The 17069-nt window shown below is 33.6% G+C and carries 18 protein-coding genes; 4 read left to right on the top strand and 14 right to left on the bottom strand.

All coding sequences use genetic code 11. The features are described from left to right. Positions 1–171 precede the first annotated feature (171 nt). Positions 172–810, top strand: a complete 639-nt coding sequence (locus AC3Y25_RS07560; RefSeq protein ID WP_095931871.1) for a peptidoglycan-binding protein LysM — start codon at positions 172–174, stop codon at positions 808–810. A gap of 129 nt (positions 811–939) precedes the next feature. Here AC3Y25_RS07560 and scpA read toward each other — a convergent pair whose 3' ends face one another. From scpA to dnaA, 10 genes are all read right to left on the bottom strand, one after another. Continuing rightward, positions 940–3066: a methylmalonyl-CoA mutase gene (scpA, locus tag AC3Y25_RS07555; protein WP_489902309.1), complete on the bottom strand. Its 2127-nt coding sequence runs from the start codon at positions 3064–3066 to the stop codon at positions 940–942. Positions 3067–3113: 47 nt separating this feature from the next. Beyond that, positions 3114–4478, bottom strand: a complete 1365-nt coding sequence (locus tag AC3Y25_RS07550) for a methylmalonyl-CoA mutase subunit beta (protein ID WP_489902308.1) — start codon at positions 4476–4478, stop codon at positions 3114–3116. Positions 4479–4492: 14 nt separating this feature from the next. After that, on the bottom strand, positions 4493–4825 hold the full coding sequence (locus AC3Y25_RS07545) for an FtsB family cell division protein (RefSeq protein ID WP_095931869.1): 333 nt from the start codon (positions 4823–4825) through the stop codon (positions 4493–4495). A gap of 194 nt (positions 4826–5019) precedes the next feature. Continuing rightward, on the bottom strand, positions 5020–5628 hold the full coding sequence (udk, locus tag AC3Y25_RS07540; protein ID WP_489902307.1) for a uridine kinase: 609 nt from the start codon (positions 5626–5628) through the stop codon (positions 5020–5022). 251 nt (positions 5629–5879) lie between these two features. Further along, positions 5880–6761 (bottom strand): SDR family oxidoreductase, encoded by an 882-nt coding sequence (locus AC3Y25_RS07535; RefSeq protein ID WP_172426967.1) that lies wholly within the window; start codon positions 6759–6761, stop codon positions 5880–5882. A gap of 77 nt (positions 6762–6838) precedes the next feature. Further along, on the bottom strand, positions 6839–7966 hold the full coding sequence (locus tag AC3Y25_RS07530) for a methionine aminotransferase (RefSeq protein ID WP_489902306.1): 1128 nt from the start codon (positions 7964–7966) through the stop codon (positions 6839–6841). Between the two features lie 44 nt (positions 7967–8010). Then, positions 8011–8463 carry an energy transducer TonB gene (locus tag AC3Y25_RS07525; RefSeq protein WP_489902305.1) on the bottom strand — a complete coding sequence of 151 codons (453 nt, stop codon included), beginning with the start codon at positions 8461–8463 and terminating at the stop codon, positions 8011–8013. Between the two features lie 23 nt (positions 8464–8486). Beyond that, positions 8487–9200: an SAM-dependent methyltransferase gene (locus tag AC3Y25_RS07520; protein WP_489902304.1), complete on the bottom strand. Its 714-nt coding sequence runs from the start codon at positions 9198–9200 to the stop codon at positions 8487–8489. Between the two features lie 60 nt (positions 9201–9260). Next, positions 9261–9728 carry a low molecular weight protein-tyrosine-phosphatase gene (locus AC3Y25_RS07515; RefSeq protein WP_250837158.1) on the bottom strand — a complete coding sequence of 156 codons (468 nt, stop codon included), beginning with the start codon at positions 9726–9728 and terminating at the stop codon, positions 9261–9263. Between the two features lie 8 nt (positions 9729–9736). After that, the gene (gene dnaA, locus AC3Y25_RS07510; protein WP_095931847.1) at positions 9737–11164 is read right to left on the bottom strand and encodes a chromosomal replication initiator protein DnaA; all 1428 of its coding nucleotides are present in this window, start codon (positions 11162–11164) and stop codon (positions 9737–9739) included. Positions 11165–11351: 187 nt separating this feature from the next. Here dnaA and AC3Y25_RS07505 point away from each other — a divergent pair, with 187 nt between their 5' ends. Then, positions 11352–11765 carry an acyl-CoA thioesterase gene (locus tag AC3Y25_RS07505; protein WP_250837157.1) on the top strand — a complete coding sequence of 138 codons (414 nt, stop codon included), beginning with the start codon at positions 11352–11354 and terminating at the stop codon, positions 11763–11765. Between the two features lie 24 nt (positions 11766–11789). Here AC3Y25_RS07505 and AC3Y25_RS07500 read toward each other — a convergent pair whose 3' ends face one another. From AC3Y25_RS07500 to ribD, 3 genes are all read right to left on the bottom strand, one after another. After that, complete coding sequence (locus tag AC3Y25_RS07500) at positions 11790–12422, bottom strand: IMPACT family protein (protein WP_489902303.1); 633 nt, start codon at positions 12420–12422, stop codon at positions 11790–11792. A 130-nt stretch (positions 12423–12552) separates the two neighbouring features. Further along, complete coding sequence (locus AC3Y25_RS07495) at positions 12553–13155, bottom strand: HAD family hydrolase (protein WP_489902302.1); 603 nt, start codon at positions 13153–13155, stop codon at positions 12553–12555. Further along, positions 13148–14194: a bifunctional diaminohydroxyphosphoribosylaminopyrimidine deaminase/5-amino-6-(5-phosphoribosylamino)uracil reductase RibD gene (gene ribD / locus AC3Y25_RS07490; RefSeq protein ID WP_489902301.1), complete on the bottom strand. Its 1047-nt coding sequence runs from the start codon at positions 14192–14194 to the stop codon at positions 13148–13150. Before ribD ends, AC3Y25_RS07495 begins: the two co-directional genes overlap by 8 nt. Before the next feature lie 130 nt (positions 14195–14324). On the opposite strand from ribD, the gene AC3Y25_RS07485 reads away from it, so the two are divergent. Both AC3Y25_RS07485 and prmC read left to right on the top strand, forming a co-directional pair. Further along, positions 14325–14810, top strand: coding sequence for a GNAT family N-acetyltransferase (locus tag AC3Y25_RS07485; RefSeq protein WP_489902300.1), 486 nt, complete (start codon positions 14325–14327; stop codon positions 14808–14810). A gap of 86 nt (positions 14811–14896) precedes the next feature. Further along, positions 14897–15751, top strand: a complete 855-nt coding sequence (gene prmC / locus AC3Y25_RS07480) for a peptide chain release factor N(5)-glutamine methyltransferase (protein ID WP_489902299.1) — start codon at positions 14897–14899, stop codon at positions 15749–15751. A 64-nt stretch (positions 15752–15815) separates the two neighbouring features. Here prmC and AC3Y25_RS07475 read toward each other — a convergent pair whose 3' ends face one another. Beyond that, on the bottom strand, positions 15816–17060 hold the full coding sequence (locus tag AC3Y25_RS07475; RefSeq protein WP_489902298.1) for an ABC transporter permease: 1245 nt from the start codon (positions 17058–17060) through the stop codon (positions 15816–15818). Between the last annotated feature and the right edge of the window lie 9 nt (positions 17061–17069).

The raw sequence follows: 17069 nt of genomic DNA, 5'->3' as shown, positions 1-17069 counted from the left end.
AAAAATAAGCCTCAAATCTTTCGGAAACCATTATCATAACTGGGATGATCGCGATTTACGGTTTTACGTAAAAAACGCTAAAGCATTGGTTTTTAGTATATTTTTGAAATAACTTATCTTTGCACCGTAGAAATTTCAAGAGGGTGACAGCGTCTTGAAGAAAAACAATTTATGATAAAGAAATGGTATTTTTATGCGAGTTTAGTCGTTATTATTACATTTTTAAGTTTGGGATTTATTCCCTCAGAAAAAGAAACCAAACCTTGGTTTTTAATTGAAAAAACAGATGGATCAGAATATATTTTTCCATCAAAAGAAAAGGATGATTATCCCAACACCAATGTCCCATACACAGGAAATCATCTAATAGGATTTAAAGAGGCAGTAGCTTTTAAAGAATCACAAGGGCAATACAGACTAGTAAATTCTCTTGGTTATATGGGTAAATATCAATTTGGTTCTAAAGCTTTAAGAGCAATCGGAATTAATGATAATAAAGCCTTTTTAAAAGATCCTGCTCTACAAGAAAAAGCTTTTATAGCTTTGTTAGCCAAAAACAAATGGATTTTACGTTACGAAATCGAAAAGTATCAAGGTAAAATCATCAGTGGTATTGAAATTACCGAATCTGGAATTTTAGCAGCAGCGCATTTAGGTGGTGCAGGTTCTGTAAAGAATTTTTTCAAGAACAAAGGAAGCAGACATTTTAGAGATGCTTTCGGGACTTCTTTGAAAAGCTACATGAGAGATTTTGCAGGTTACGATCTTTCTTTTATAGAGGCAGATAGTAACGCAACAGTAAACGACTAAATTAAAAGAGGTTGTTTCACATTTGTGAAACAACCTCTTTTTCTATTTTTTATTCTCTTTCATGAGTCGTAAATCTCAATCCTCAACTTTATTCCACATCATTCATAACTGAAAACTGAGACTGAGAACTTAATCTATTAAAGCTTCTAAGATTTTTATAGCCGCTTCGCTTATTTTAGTTCCAGGCCCAAAAACGGCCGATGCCCCAGCATCAAACAAGAATTGATAGTCCTGAGACGGAATTACACCGCCCACAATTACCATTATATCTTCGCGTCCATGTTTTTTTAGTTCTTCTATTACTTGTGGAACCAAAGTTTTATGTCCAGCAGCAAGAGATGAAACACCCAAAATATGAACATCATTTTCTACCGCCTGTTTTGCTGCTTCTGAAGGAGTTTGAAATAACGGACCTATATCTACATCAAAACCTACATCGGCATAACCTGTTGCAACTACTTTTGCACCTCGGTCGTGACCGTCTTGTCCCATTTTGGCAATCATAATTCTAGGACGTCTACCTTCTTGTTTAGCAAAAACATCTGCTAGTTGTTTTGCTCGCTCAAAATTTTCGTCATTTTTTATTGCTGCACTATACACTCCGCTAAAAGATTTGATTTGTGCTTTAAAACGGCCAAAAATGGTTTCCAATGCATTACTAATTTCGCCTAATGTTGCTCTGTTTCTCGCAGCTTCAACAGCAATTTCCAGTAAGTTGCCTTGTCCAGTTTGTGCACAAAGGATTAATTTTTCTAGTGATTGATTTACTTTTTCAGAATCTCTGGTTCTTTTTATTTCTTCCAGACGTTCAATTTGCTGTTTACGAACCAATTGATTGTCTACATCTAGGATGTCTAATGGATCTTCTTTTTCTAAACGATATTTATTTACGCCAACAATAATATCTTGTCCGCTGTCAATTCTTGCTTGTTTTCTTGCTGCGGCTTCTTCAATTCGAAGTTTCGGAATTCCAGCTTCGATCGCTTTTGTCATTCCGCCAAGTTCTTCAACTTCTTCAATTAGCTTCCACGTTTTTTCAACAATATCGTTTGTCAGACTTTCAACATAATAACTTCCAGCCCAAGGATCTACTGTTTTAGTAATTTTGGTTTCTTCTTGAAGAAATATTTGAGTATTTCTAGCAATTCTTGCAGAAAAATCTGTTGGAAGCGCGATAGCTTCATCTAAAGCATTGGTATGCAAAGATTGTGTTCCTCCAAAAACCGCTGCAGAAGCTTCTATACAAGTTCTCGCCACATTATTAAACGGATCTTGTTCTGTTAAACTCCATCCACTAGTTTGGCAGTGTGTTCTTAAGGCTAAAGATTTATCGCTTTTTGGATTGAACTGTTTTAATAATTTAGCCCAGATCATGCGGCCAGCTCTCATTTTGGCAATTTCCATAAAATGATTCATGCCGATTGCCCAGAAGAAAGATAGTCTTGGAGCAAAATCGTCAATCGTCATTCCAGTTGATAATCCAGTTCTGATGTACTCTAAACCATCAGCCAAAGTATAAGCCAATTCAATATCGGCCGTTGCACCAGCTTCTTGCATATGGTAGCCAGAAATGGAAATAGAATTGAATTTTGGCATTTTCTTGCTCGTAAATTCAAAAATATCTGCGATTATTTTCATTGAAGGAGTCGGAGGGTAGATATAGGTATTTCTAACCATAAACTCCTTTAAAATATCGTTTTGAATTGTTCCTGCCAGTTTTTCTGGACTAACGCCTTGTTCTTCTGCAGCAACGATATAAAAAGCCATAATAGGTAAAACAGCCCCGTTCATGGTCATAGAAACCGACATTTCGTCTAACGGAATCTGATCGAAAAGCACTTTCATGTCTTCAACAGAATCAATTGCAACACCTGCTTTTCCAACATCACCAACAACTCTTTCGTGATCTGAATCGTAACCGCGATGCGTTGGTAAATCAAAAGCAATGGAAAGTCCCTTTTGTCCTGCAGCTAAATTTTTTCTGTAAAAAGCATTACTTTCTTCTGCGGTAGAAAATCCCGCATACTGGCGAATCGTCCACGGACGTCTTACATACATGGTTGCGTATGGTCCGCGTAAATTGGGTGCAAAACCAGCTCCGAAATCAAGAAATTCCAATTCTTCGATATCTTTCTCCGAATATTTTTTTTTGATTTCGATTCCTTCGGCAGTCGTAAAGTTGTCAGAACTAGAATTAACTTCTGGTTTCTGACTTTTAACTTCTAGCTTTATATTTTTAAGGTCTTTTCTAATCATTGAGACACTTGTTTTTTTGAATTTGTAATTAATTACGGTTGAGATTATTATTCAAGCTCCAATCTTTCTTGCTCCATTTTCTCAGCCAATCTTTTTTCAATAATTGGCGTAATTAATGTTTTTCTTGGTTTTATTTTGACAAAAGGGAACAATTCTAAATCCTGTTTCATTCGGTCTTCTTTGTTGGGATATTTATTAGTTCCTAAAAGAATTTCTTTTTTAGAATCGAATAATTCCTGCTCTTTGTTGGCGCTTTCCTGAATTTTCTTTTTGATTGTTCCATCATTTAAAAGTTTCAAGAAACCTCCATTAGCTTCAATTTCTTTAAATAACGCTAAACTTTTCTCAGCCAATTGCATAGTCAAACTTTCGATATAATAACTTCCATCGGCTGGATTGTCTACTTTATCAAAATAACTTTCGTGTTTTAAAATCAAAAGCTGATTTCTGGAAATTCGGTCTCCAAATTCATTGTCTTTATGGTACAATGCATCATAAGGTAAATTGGCAATTGCATCGGCTCCTCCCAAAATTGCCGACATGCATTCGGTTGTGGTGCGAAGCATATTTACGTTGTAATCGTAAATTGTTTTGTTTCGTTTAGTTGGAGTTACCAAGAAATGACATTTTATTTCTGGATTATATTCTTTAGCAATTAAATCGAAAAGCATTCGAAGCGCGCGAAGTTTAGCAATTTCAAAGAAATAATTTGTTCCAACAGAAACCTGAAAAACAATAGATTTTGCAGTATCAGAGAAACGATTTAAATATTCGTTTGCATGCGCTAAACTATAAGCAATTTGCTGCGTAATATTAGCTCCAGAATTTTGATACAATCCTAAATCTACACTTAGCAGATTTAAATGGGTCGTGTTTTTAAAGAGTAGATCTACAGTGTCGAAATTATTTTTCTCAGAAGTTGTAAACCAATTTCCTTCTCTTGCTAATTGTCCGATTGGATCAAAATTGCAATAGAATTTAGCTTTTTTCTGGATTGAAATAGTATCTAATTTTTTAACGAAATCGATTGAGGTAAAATTGAAATTAAAGTAAACCGTTTTGTTTTCTAAAGGAAGATTTCCCAATAGTTTTTGAACGTCAATTTTGTCATTTTCAATTGTAAAACGAAGACTTTCTGCGCCTCTTTCTAAAGTATTCAAAGCACGTTCGATAGATTTTTCTACATCGAAAACAAAGATATTCTGGCAGATCTTAAAATCTGAGGCTTGAGTATTTACATTTGCTGCTTTTGTAAATTCATCGCTATGATAAAAAGGTTTTACCTGAATATCTTCTGGCGAATTCCAAATAACAGTTTGATTGTAATCGGCTCCATCTAATTCAAACTGAATTTTTTGTTTCCATTGTTTGGATGAAATCGGATTAAAATCGTCGAATAGGTTAGTGGCCATTGTATTTTATTTGATTATTCTTTTTCTTGAATCGTGTCTCCTTCAAATTGAATGATATAAATATCCTCACTGTCTTTTTTCATGAAATACTTTTCGCGAGCATATTTTTCAATTTGTTCAGGGTTTTTGAGCTGTTTAATCTGCTCTTGATCTTTTTTGATCTCGTCCTGATAATACTTTTTATTATCCTCAAGTTCATGAATTTGCTCATCTAAAAAGCGATGATCAAAATAGGAGTAATTGTCTAGAAATAACATCCAAACAATAAAAAATAGCAAAACCCAAACGTATTTGTTTCCCAGGTATTTGAACCATTTTCTGTCTTTGTATGGAATTTTAAATTTCATTTTTAAACGAATATTTCTTTTGAATTTGAGTGTTGTCTTTAGCCCCGATAGTAGTGAAAATCCTTTTGTGCCGGGGTTCGGCACAAAAGATTACTTCACTTAATTTTTATTTTCATTGGAGTTCAGTGAACTCCGTTTATAACGAATAGCGGGAATCAGCTCCTAATTATTATGGTTTAAATTTACGATAAAAATTATGAAATTCTCTGATTAATTACAGCGCGAACTACATCTATTGCTACCGTATTGTATTTGTCATTCGGGATAATAATGTCTGCAAAAGCTTTAGAAGGTTCTATAAATTGCTCATGCATAGGCTTCAAAGTAGTTTGGTAGCGGTTTAAAACCTCGTCTATATCACGTCCACGCTCCGAAATATCTCTTTTTAAACGACGAATTAATCTTTCGTCAGAATCTGCATGAACGTATATTTTGATGTCGAAAAGCTCTCTTAATTCTGGATTTGTCAAAATTAAAATTCCCTCTACAATCATTACTTTTCTAGGATGTGTCGAAACGGTATCGTCTGTTCTGTTATGCTGAATAAAAGAATAAACAGGTTGGTCAATTGTTTCACCTGCTTTTAGCGCTTTTAAATGCTTAACCAATAATTCGAAATCAATTGCTCTTGGGTGATCAAAGTTGATTAATGCTCTTTCGTCAAACGATAAATTATCAGTTTGTTTATAATAAGAATCTTGAGAAATTACCCCAACTTCTGTATGTGGCAATTCGTTCATGATTTGGTGTACTACTGTTGTTTTTCCACTTCCTGTTCCTCCTGCAATTCCAATAATGAGCATAAAATTTTTGTTTGATATTTGTTTCGCAAAAATAATAATTTAACTGAATCGCTAAACATTTAATGTAATTTAACCATATAAGTAATGTAAGTAAAATTAAGCTAGAAAATGTTTAAACAAAATGTTACTTAACTGAAATTATATTACTTATATGGCAAAAAATATAAAAAAAATCCCGAAAGTAAACCTTCGGGATTTCGTGCAATCAGTATAGTTTAAAAAAATATTCTGAATTTAGTAAGCACTTGTAATTATTTATTCTTTTTTGCTTTAATCATCATTTCAAGCTGATCCCAAAGTTCTTCTGGAATTGCTTCTAACAAGTTGAACTGTCCAGCGCCTTTTAACCATTCGCCTCCATCAATTGTAATTACATCTCCGTTGATATAAGATGAAAAATCAGAAACTAAATAAGCCGCTAAATTGGCCAATTCTTGGTGATCTCCAACTCTTTTTAATGGCACTTTTTTCGCCATGTCAAATTTCTCAGAAAGATCTCCTGGTAATAATCTGTCCCAAGCTCCTTTTGTTGGAAATGGTCCTGGAGCAATAGCGTTAGAACGGATTCCGTATTTAGCCCATTCTACTGCAAGACTTCTTGTCATGGCCAAAACTCCCGCTTTTGCTGTAGCACTAGGAACAACATAAGCAGATCCTGTCCAAGCGTAAGTTGTAACAATATTTAAAATCGTAGCAGAAGTTTGTTTCGTGTCGATCCAGTGTTTTCCAAAAGCCAACGTACAGTTTTTAGAACCTTTAAGTACGATATCTATCACAGTGTCAAATGCATTTGCAGATAATCTTTCTGTTGGAGAAATGAAATTTCCTGCAGCATTATTTAAAAGAACATCTACTTTACCGAAAGCTTTTAAAGTTTCCTGAAGCATATTTTCTACTTCTTCATAATGACGAACATCACATTGAAGAGGAAGACATTTACCTCCCGTTTGACTTTCCAGTTCGGCAGCCGTAGTTTTTAACTTTTCTAGATCTCTAGAAGTTATGGCTACTTGAGCTCCTAATTCGAGAAAATATTTGGTCATAGCTTTACCTAAACCGCTTCCGCCGCCTGTAACGACAATGACTTTGCCTTGTAAAGCATCATCACGTAACATCTTATCTGTGTAGCTCATACTTTTTTCTTTTTTTGCAATATTAGTTAAATAAAATAGGATGCATGCATAATAATGTTATAAAATTTTGAAAAAAATTATATTTCAGATAATTTTTTTGTTGCAGACTCTAATGTGAAGTCATCCTTTGCGAAACAAAAACGAATTAATTTTTGATCTTTATGATCTGAATAGAAGGTTGAAATAGGAATTGCAGCAACTCCGTGTTTAGTAATAAGATTTTTGCAGAAAGTAACATCGTCTTCGTCTGAAATGTTAGTATAAGAAGCAACTTGAAAATAAGTTCCTTCGCAAGCTTTCAATTCGAAACGGCTGTTTTGAAGCAGTTTCTGAAAGTAATCTCTTTTTTCTTGATAGAATTTTCCAAGAAGATTAACATCAACAACATCAAGATATTCGCTTATAGCAAACTGCGAAATGCTGTTTACACTAAAAACTAAAAATTGATGTACTTTTTTAATCTCTTTCATTAAATGTTCTGGAGCAATGGTATATCCAATCTTCCATCCTGTTATGTGAAATGATTTCCCAAAAGAAGAAACCATCACACAACGATCTAAAAGGAAATCTTTTGTATGTGCAGAAATATGTTTCTCTTCGAAAGTAATATATTCGTAAACTTCATCAGATAAAATGATAATATCCGGATGTTTTTCGAGAAGATTTTTTAATTGAATGAAATCATTTTCGGTTAAAATTTTTCCCGTCGGATTATGCGGATTATTGATAATCATCATTCTGGTTTTTGCAGAACACGCTTTTTCAATTCTTTCCCAATTTGGAGTATAATCGTCATTCAGCGCTACTCGAACGGGTTTGGCTTTGCAAAGTAAAACTGGAGACTCATAAGAATCATAACTCGGATCGAGAATAATTACTTCATCGTTTTCTTTTACTAAAGCTAAAATAGTAGTGAAAATTCCCTGTGTAGCTCCAGCGGTAACCAAAAGTTCTGTGTCAGGATTAATTGTTCTGTTATAAGAACTCTGGGTTAACGCCGCAATTTTGTTCATCAACGGCGGATAACCTGCCATTGGTGTATATTGGTGAACGTTTTCCTTTGCTAATCGGGCAACAATATCTGTTAATCTTTCATCTACAGGAAAATTTGGAAATCCCTGCGAAAGATTGATTGCATTGTACTCGGCCGCCATTTTTGACATTACCGTGAATATGCTTGTGGTTATGTTTGGAAGTTTGCTCATAGTGTGAAGTTTGATTAGGGGAGAACTTTGAGTATTAGTACGCTTTAAATTTGTACTGGTACCACAATTGAATATAAAGTTCTGACTTCTTTTCCATTTTGTTTTCCGGCTTTCCATTTAGGAGATAATTTTAGAACACGTATAAGTTCATCTCCTGACCAAGATCCAATATCTCTCATTATTTTTATATCGCTTAGTGAGCCATCTTTCTCAATTACAAAAGTTGCAAAGACTTTTCCTTGAAGAGTTGGTCTTTTGTTTGACTTTTTATAATTTTCATCTATAAAATGATTAAATTTTACTCTGCCTCCAGGAAAGCTTGGAAGAATTTCTAATCCAGCAGTATTATAGATATGATTTTCATCAAGAATTATTTCTTCCTCTTTGTAATTTTTTAGATTGTCTCGTAAATCATCTGGGGATTTCTTAAGTTCTTTGTGTTGAGAAAATACATTTAGTGCAAAACAGAATAAAATCAAAAATAAAGACTTTTTCATGATAACGAGATTTAAATGTTGGCTTACATTTTATGAATAATAAAAATCGCAGGACGTTTATCTAAGTCGACTTTTAACTTTTTCCAATCCGCAACTTTCAATGTTTTGATGAATTCTGTTGGAAGTGTTATATCTGCAGCAATACAAAGATGAGTTGCAGGACTTAAAATCTGTAGAAGATCTTCAATCAGTTTGTTGTTTCTGTACGGAGTTTCAATGAATAGTTGCGATTGATTTTTATCATAAGATAATTTCTCAAAATGACGAATTGCCGATTTTTTTTCGTCTTTGTCAATTGGTAAATATCCGTTGAAAGTAAAGCTCTGACCGTTCATTCCAGAAGCCATCATGGCCAGTAGGATAGAAGAAGGACCTACTAAAGGTACAACTTGAATTCCTTTTTCGTGAGCTAATTTTACAATTGCAGCCCCAGGATCTGCAACTCCAGGACAGCCGGCTTCGCTCATTAATCCCATATTTTTTCCTTCCAACAAAGGTTTTATGAAATCATTATGCTCGCTTGCTTCTGTTCTTTTGTTTAAAGTAAAAAGAACCAGTTCAGATTGTTTTTTTTCTGGATAAACTGCTTTTATAGATTTTCTTGCCGTTTTGTCGTTTTCTACAATATAATGGTCAATAACTTCTATCGTTCTTCTTACTGTTTGTGGTAAAACATCCATCGGATCGCTTTCGCCCATTGTAGTTGGAATTAAATATAATTTTCCGAGAAGTTTCATGTGTTTTTCTTTAAAATTAAAAAATTCAATTATTTCTTTTTTAGAAACAATTGAATCGAATTAGGAGTGTTTTTTAAGTAATTGATCTGCAATAAGATCGGTTACTTCGTCTAGCATTTGATAAACATTGTCAAAGCCATTTGCTGAACCGTAATATGGATCTGGAACATCGACATTTTCGTTTGGAAATAAATCGTTTAAAATCAAACGAACTTTGTTTCTGTGTTCTGGAGTTTTGGCTAAATGGAGTACATCGCGAAAATTAGAATTATCCATTACATAGATATAATCGAATTTGTCAAAATCAGAAACTTGAATTTGTCTCCCTTTTTGTTCGCCGATATGGATTCCGTTTTTTTTGGCAACTTCGATAGAACGTTTGTCAGGACAATGGCCAATATGCCAAGAACCTGTTCCAGCCGAATCGACTAAAAATTTATCTTCGGGAAGTTTAGAAGCTAAAATTCCTTCTGCTAAAGGAGATCTGCAGATATTCCCTAAACAAACCATTAGGATCTTTACAGGCATGGTACGTCTTAAAGCGTTAGTTTTTTATTGATGTCTTCAACAAACTTTTTAAATTGTTTGTCTGTAGAAACTAAATTATCGACTGTTTTGCAAGCATGAAGAACAGTTGCGTGATCGCGGTCTCCAATTTGTGAACCAATATTTGCCAAAGAAGCTTTTGTGAATTTTTTAGCAAAGAACATCGCTAGTTGCCTTGCTTGTACAACGTGCCTCTTTCGAGTTTTAGACTGAAGTGTTTCAATATCTAATTGGAAATAATCTGAAACGATTTTTTGAATATAATCGATTGAGATTTCTCTCTTTACGTTTTTAACAAATTTCTCTACAACACTTTTAGCCAGTTCAATCGTAACTTCTTTTTTATTGAAAGAAGATTGAGCGATCAACGAAATAATTGCCCCTTCCAATTCTCTAACATTCGATTTTATGTTTCGAGCAACATATTCTAAAATATCTTCAGGCATCTCAACACCATCACGATATAAAATGTTTTTTAAGATCGAGATACGAGTTTCGTAATCAGGCTGATGCAACTCTGCAGATAATCCCCATTTAAAACGAGATAATAATCTTTGTTCGATATCCTGCATATCAACAGGAGCTTTATCTGAAGTTAAGATTACTTGTTTTCCGTTTTGATGTAAATAGTTGAAAATATGGAAGAATACATCTTGTGTTCCTGATTTTCCAGATAAGAACTGAACGTCGTCAATAATTAAAACATCAATTAATTGGTAAAAGTGAATGAAATCATTACGATTATTCTTTTTTACAGAATCAATGTATTGCTGTGTAAAAATCTCAGCAGAAATATATAAAACGGTCTTTTCTGGATATTTATCTTTTACTTCTACACCTATAGCATGCGCTAAGTGCGTTTTTCCTAAACCAACTCCTCCAAAAATCAATAACGGATTAAATGAAGTTCCTCCAGGTTTGTTGGCAACAGCCATACCTGCAGAACGAGCCAAACGGTTGGAATCTCCTTCTAAGAAATTGTCAAAACTGTAGTTCGGATTTAACTGAGACTCAATTTTTAAATTTCTAATTCCAGGAATTACAAACGGATTTTTTAGTTCAGGATTTAAGTTTTTAAACGGAGCATCAACCTCTTGCGGTTTCATTGGCACTCTGTTGGCACTTGGCAGCTGCTCGGTAAACGGCTGTTTATTGCCATAAGTGTTCTCCATTTTAATTTTATAGAGTAACTTTGCGTTTTTTCCCAGTTCTTTGGTAAGCGCAACTTTCAATAATTTTACGTAATGCTCTTCGAGCCATTCGTAGAAAAATTTACTTGGAACCTGAATGTATAATGCGTTATCGGTTAGCTCAACTGATTTGATTGGTTCGAACCAAGTTTTATATGCTTGGTCTTGAATATTATCCTTTATAAAGGACAAACAGTTTTCCCATACCGATTGAGCAGTTTTAGTCATAGATTCAGATAAATTTTTATTATTGTTATAAAGATTCTCCTAATAAAATAGGAGCAATTTTATTCCGTATTTCGGGATAACAAATATGTGAACAAATTTCTGTAAAAAAAAATATTTTGGTATCTAATTTTATAAAAAAAAGTTGTAATACGGCTTTTTAAATTCGAATTTTTTTAATATTTTATAAATGAAAAATCATCAGACTCAAGTACGAGTTCGTTACTCAGAAACTGACCAAATGGGAGTCGTTTATCACGGTAATTATGTTCCTTATTTTGAAATTGGACGCGTGGAATGGCTTAGAAATAAAGGGGTTTCGTATAAAAGCATGGAAGAAAGCGGTATTGGTCTTCCAATTGTCAACATGAACATCAATTACAAAAAATCGGCGAGATACGACGAACTTTTGACAATTCATACAACTTTCAAAAGTCACTCTTCTGTGAAGATCGAATTTGACTGCGCAATTTACAATGAGGCTAATGAGTTATTAACAACTGCGACATTTATTTTAGTATTTGTAGCGTTAAAAACGGGTCGTCCAACAGCTCCTCCAGAATACATTTTAGACATATTCAAAGCACTTGATGAAAAGTGTTAAAATAGCCTTCATTTTGGTGTTAAATTATATAATTTTAATATCAATTTCGAACATTAAATCAAAAATGCTGAACACTGTTTCGGCATTTTTTTTTCGTGTTTTTGTCCCAATTTTGCCAATTGGCAGTCCAGAAATTTCATCCATTTCCATTTCCTGAGAAGTGATTTCTAATTTCTTTTCTTTGATCACTCGCATTACTTTATTCATGTTTTTGTAATCAAAAGAAATTAAAAATTCAACATCAATTGTCTTTTCAACGATTTCACAAACTTCCAAAGTCTGTTGTGCAGTTGTTCGATAGGCAGAAATCAATCCGCCAACGCCTAATTTTACTCCGCCAAAAATACGAACGACTACTACTAGAACGTTCGTTAAGTCAAAAGATTGTATTTGTCCGTAAATTGGAGCTCCAGCTGTATTGCTTGGTTCTCCATCGTCGTTGGCACGATACGAGATTTTATTTCCAACACCAATTTGATAAGCGTAGCAATAATGCACGGCATGGGGATGTTGTTTTTTAAGATCTTCGATAATTGGTTTTACTTCGTCTTCATGATCTATCGGAAAAGCATAACCAAAGAATTTACTGCCTTTTTCTTTAAACAGTATTTCTTCAGATGCAGATGCAATAGTTTGATAAGTATCGTTAATTTCCAATTGTTATGCTTTAAAAATGTTTTTTTGCCACAGATGAAAAGGATTAAAAAAGATTTCTTTTTTGTTTTTTAAAGAAAATCTGTTGGAATCTTTTTAATCTGTGACAAAATATTTTATGATAAATAAATGTTTATAATAATCCTTTGTCGAATAAATCTACAACATCTTCTTTTCCAACTTGAAGATTCCAGACTTTAATTCCTAAAGCTGCGGCGCTGTCGGTGTTTTCTGTTTTATCATCAACAAACAAAGTGTTTGCTGCAACTAGATTATTTTGGTCCAATACAAATTGATAGATTTTCGGATCTGGTTTTCTCATTCCTATATCAAACGAAAAATATACTTTTTCGAAACAAGCATAAAAATCTTTGTAAAAAGAAATTCCGCTTTTTTCTTCAAATGTATTAATGTGAATAGAATCGGTATTACTCAATAAAAACAAGCGGTATTTTTTTGATAACTCCTGCAGAAACTCTAAACGATAAAAAGGAAAATCTGCTAAAACTGCATTCCAAGCTCTCAGAATATCTTCTTTAGAAGCATTTGGCAGTTGTTTTTGAAAACCTCCAACAAAATCTTCTGGTGAAATAGCTCCAACTTCAAAAGAAAGATTTAATTGATCGAATTCATTATTCCATTCTTTCATTCCTAGTTTTTGCAAACCAGAAATTGTGGCAGGCTTATCTAAATTGATAAAAATATCTCCAAAGTCAAAAATTATCGCATTAATCATGATTTCTAATTTGTATTAGTTCGTCACTTAATATGTTGGTCTTTGTGATGTTTTTTCTTGTAATAATTGGAGCTTTTGTTCCGTTTAGAAAACTTGTCTTTCCAACAAAAATTCTCGCTTCATCCCAAAGATTTTTATCAATAAATGATTGAAGCGTTTGTCTTCCGCCTTCAATTATTATAGATTGAATTTGATTTTGAAATAAAACATCCAAAATCTGAGGGAGAATATTTTTATCAAAATCAATTACTTCAAATTGAGTGTTTTCTTTTGATGGTTTCGAATCTTTAGAAAAAATAAAAGTTTTTACAGAATCATCAAAAATAAAACTGTTTTCATCAATTCTATTATTTTGATCAATAACCACTCGAACGGGATTGTTACCGTTCCAATCTCGAGCATTTAATTTTGGATTGTCATCAACAACGGTTTGTGTTCCAACCAAAATTGCCTGTTCTTCAGTTCGCCATTTGTGAACCAATTGTCTTGAATATTGGTTTGTAATCCAAATTGGCTTGCGCGCCTGATCAATTTCTTTTTCTGGAGCTAAAAATCCGTCCTGACTTTCGGCCCATTTTAAAATAATATACGGTCTCTTTTTTTGATGAAACGTAAAAAAGCGTTTATTCAGTTCGTTGCATTCCTCTTCTAAAACTCCAACAGTAACATTCGCTCCCGCTTCGATTAATTTTAAAATACCCCTTCCGGCTACTTTTTCGTTAGGATCAACTGTACCGACCACAACATTCGGAATTTCATTTGCAATAATCAAATCACAGCAAGGAGGAGTTTTTCCAAAATGACTGCAAGGTTCCAAGCTTACATAAATTGTAGCTTTTTTTAACAACGATTTGTCTTTTACAGATTTAACTGCATTTACCTCGGCATGGGGTTCACCTGCTTTTTTATGCCAACCTTCGCCAATAATCTTATCTTCATAAACAATGACACTACCAACCATAGGATTCGGATACGTTGTTCCAAGTCCATTTTGTGCCAGTTCGATGCAGCGTTGTATGTATTTTTCATGTATATTCACAGTGCAAAAGTAGTTAATTTTAAGATTATCACTAACTCGAAAAGATTAAGTTGTGAAACAATCCCGATAGTTATAATGGTATCAAAAAAGTATATTTATCTTTGTGTTTATAATGATTTAGAATAAAAAAATGGTAAATTGGTTTATAAGGACAATTAAAAAAGAAGACAATCAAGCTGTTGCAAGTTTGATAAGATCTGTTTTTGATGAAATGGAAATTCCAAAAGTAGGGACAGCATATGAAGATCCTTATTTGGATTTGATGTTTGAGGAATATAGTAAAACGAAATCGGCCTATTTTGTTGTTGAAAATGATGGAGAAATTGTAGGCTGTGCTGGAATTGCGCCTTTAGAAAATGGAGATCCTGAAATTTGTGAATTGCAGAAAATGTATTTCCTTCCAAAAACAAGAGGATTGGGTATTGGAACCCAAATGATGGATAAATGTTTGGAACAAGCAAGAGCTTTTGGTTTCAAAAAATGTTATATTGAAACGATGCCATTTATGCATGCCGCGCAGAAGCTTTATAAAAAATCCGGTTTTGAGTATTTAGATACTCCAATGGGATGTACTGGGCACAATTCTTGTCCGGTATGGATGCTGAAAGTATTGTGATTTTAATGTAACAAATTTGAAGTAGCAAGACTTATTGAAAGATAAAATATCAGTTTTTGACTGATGTAAATGCCCAAAAAATAAAAATGAAAATTAAACAATATCGTACTCAGTTTATTAAAGAATTATCTCCTTTTTACGATGCGTACGAAGCTGAGAGTTTTTTTTATTTGATTTTAGAAGATAAGCACCAACTTCGCCAGATTGATTTAGCTTTAAATCATGAGTTGGTATTTGATGAGAATGATTTTGTGATATGGGATGAAATCTTGCAACATTTGAAGAAAGAAGTACCTATTCAATATCTATTAGGAAAAACACATTTTTATGGTTTGGACTTTGAGGTTAATGAGAATGTTTTAATTCCGAGACCAGAAACTGAGGAATTGGTAGAATGGATTATTAATGAAAATGCAAGTCCAGAGAAATCTAAGAAAATAAAAATACTGGATATTGGAACAGGAAGTGGCTGTATTGCTATTTCTTTGGCTAAAAACCTTCCAAATGCCGAGGTTGTTGCTATAGATGTTTCGAAAAAAGCAATTGAAACTGCGAAAAGAAATGCGGTTAGAAATAATGTAGATGTAACTTTTGTTATGCAGGATATCTTAAAGGAAGAGGAGTTGAGATGTCAATTTGATATTATTGTTTCCAATCCGCCGTATGTCCGAAATTTAGAAAAAGCAGAAATCAAAAAAAATGTTTTGGACTACGAACCGCATTTAGCTCTTTTTGTTGAAGATCACGATGCTTTGATTTTTTATAGAAAAATTGCCTTACTGGCAAAAAAAGCCCTTCTAGAAAAAGGGAAATTATATTTCGAAATCAATCAATATCTTGGAAAAGAAATGACCGATTTATTAGAAAGTATGGATTTTAAAAGTATAGAGCTTCGAAAAGATATTTATGATAATGAACGAATGATTAAAGGAAGTGTTTAAGTTTTCAGTCTCAGTCTCAGTTTTCATAGAGCATTAACTGAAAACTGAGACTGAGACTAAAAACTTATTCGTAACGCAATGCTTCAATAGGATCTAATTTTGATGCTTTAATAGCAGGATACAAACCAGAAACTATTGCCACGCAGAAACTGGTTGCAAAAGCGGCAAAAATAGCCATCCACGGAATCACAAAAGAAAAACTCATAGCTGTGGCTATTCCGAAACCAAGAAGAATTCCAAGAAAGATTCCAACTAAACCACCAATTTGTCCGATTAATAAAGTTTCAATAAAAAACTGAAAAGCAACTGTTGATCTTTTTGCCCCTAATGCTTTACGAACACCAATTTCGCGTGTACGTTCTGTTACCGAAACAATCATAATATTCATTAAAGCAATAGACGATCCTAAAATGGTAATTACAGAAATAGTCCACGCTGCCAATCCTAGATATTGAGTTATGCTTAGGATACGATTAATCAAATCATCGCTTCGAACTATTCCAAAATTATTGTCACGAACCGGACTTAATTTACGAACTCTTCTCATGGTACTTGTAGCATTGTCTATGGCTTCGTCTAAAACTTCTTTCTTAGAAACCATCACACTAATTGTATAATTGATATTTGGTGCAGTAAATAAAGATCTCGCAACTTGAATTGGAATTAGAACTCTTAAATCCTGACTGTTGCCAAACGTAGAACCTTTCTCTTTTAAAACTCCAATTACTTTAAATCGTGCACCTCGAATAGAGATGGTTTTATCAATTGGATTAACGTCTTTCAAAAGTCCTTTTTCAAAATCAGAACCAACAATACAGGAGTAAGTATTGTTTTCAATATCAAATTGGTTAAAACTTCTTCCTAAACTAGTTTCTAGTCCAGAATTGGTAATAAAATGTTCGTCTACACCCACAATTGTAATTTCTGGGTCTGTTTTTTCGCTCAAGTATTTTACTTCAGCAGTTGTAGTTGCGGTAAAAGATAGAGAGGTTTCTGTAAATGGGTATTTGTATTTGCTTTTGAAAGCCACAGCTTCTGGATAGGAAATAATCGGATTGATGACTTCGCGTTCGTTTCCGCCACGGTTTCGAACTTTATTTTCGTATTGATTGATGTTAAAAGTATTGGCTCCCATAGAAGCAAAATCGCTGGAAATTGTGTTTTCTAACGCAGAAACTACAGTCAAGATTCCAACCAAAGCGGTAATACCGATGGCAATAATTAAAACAGTAAGAATAGTTCGCAGCAATTGTGTTTTGATAGAACCAAATGCAATTCGGATATTTTCTTTAAATAATTTTAGCATCATGACCAATTT

Source organism: Flavobacterium sp. LK-23, assembly GCF_058135255.1.
This window is presented reverse-complemented; position numbering and strand designations above follow the sequence as displayed.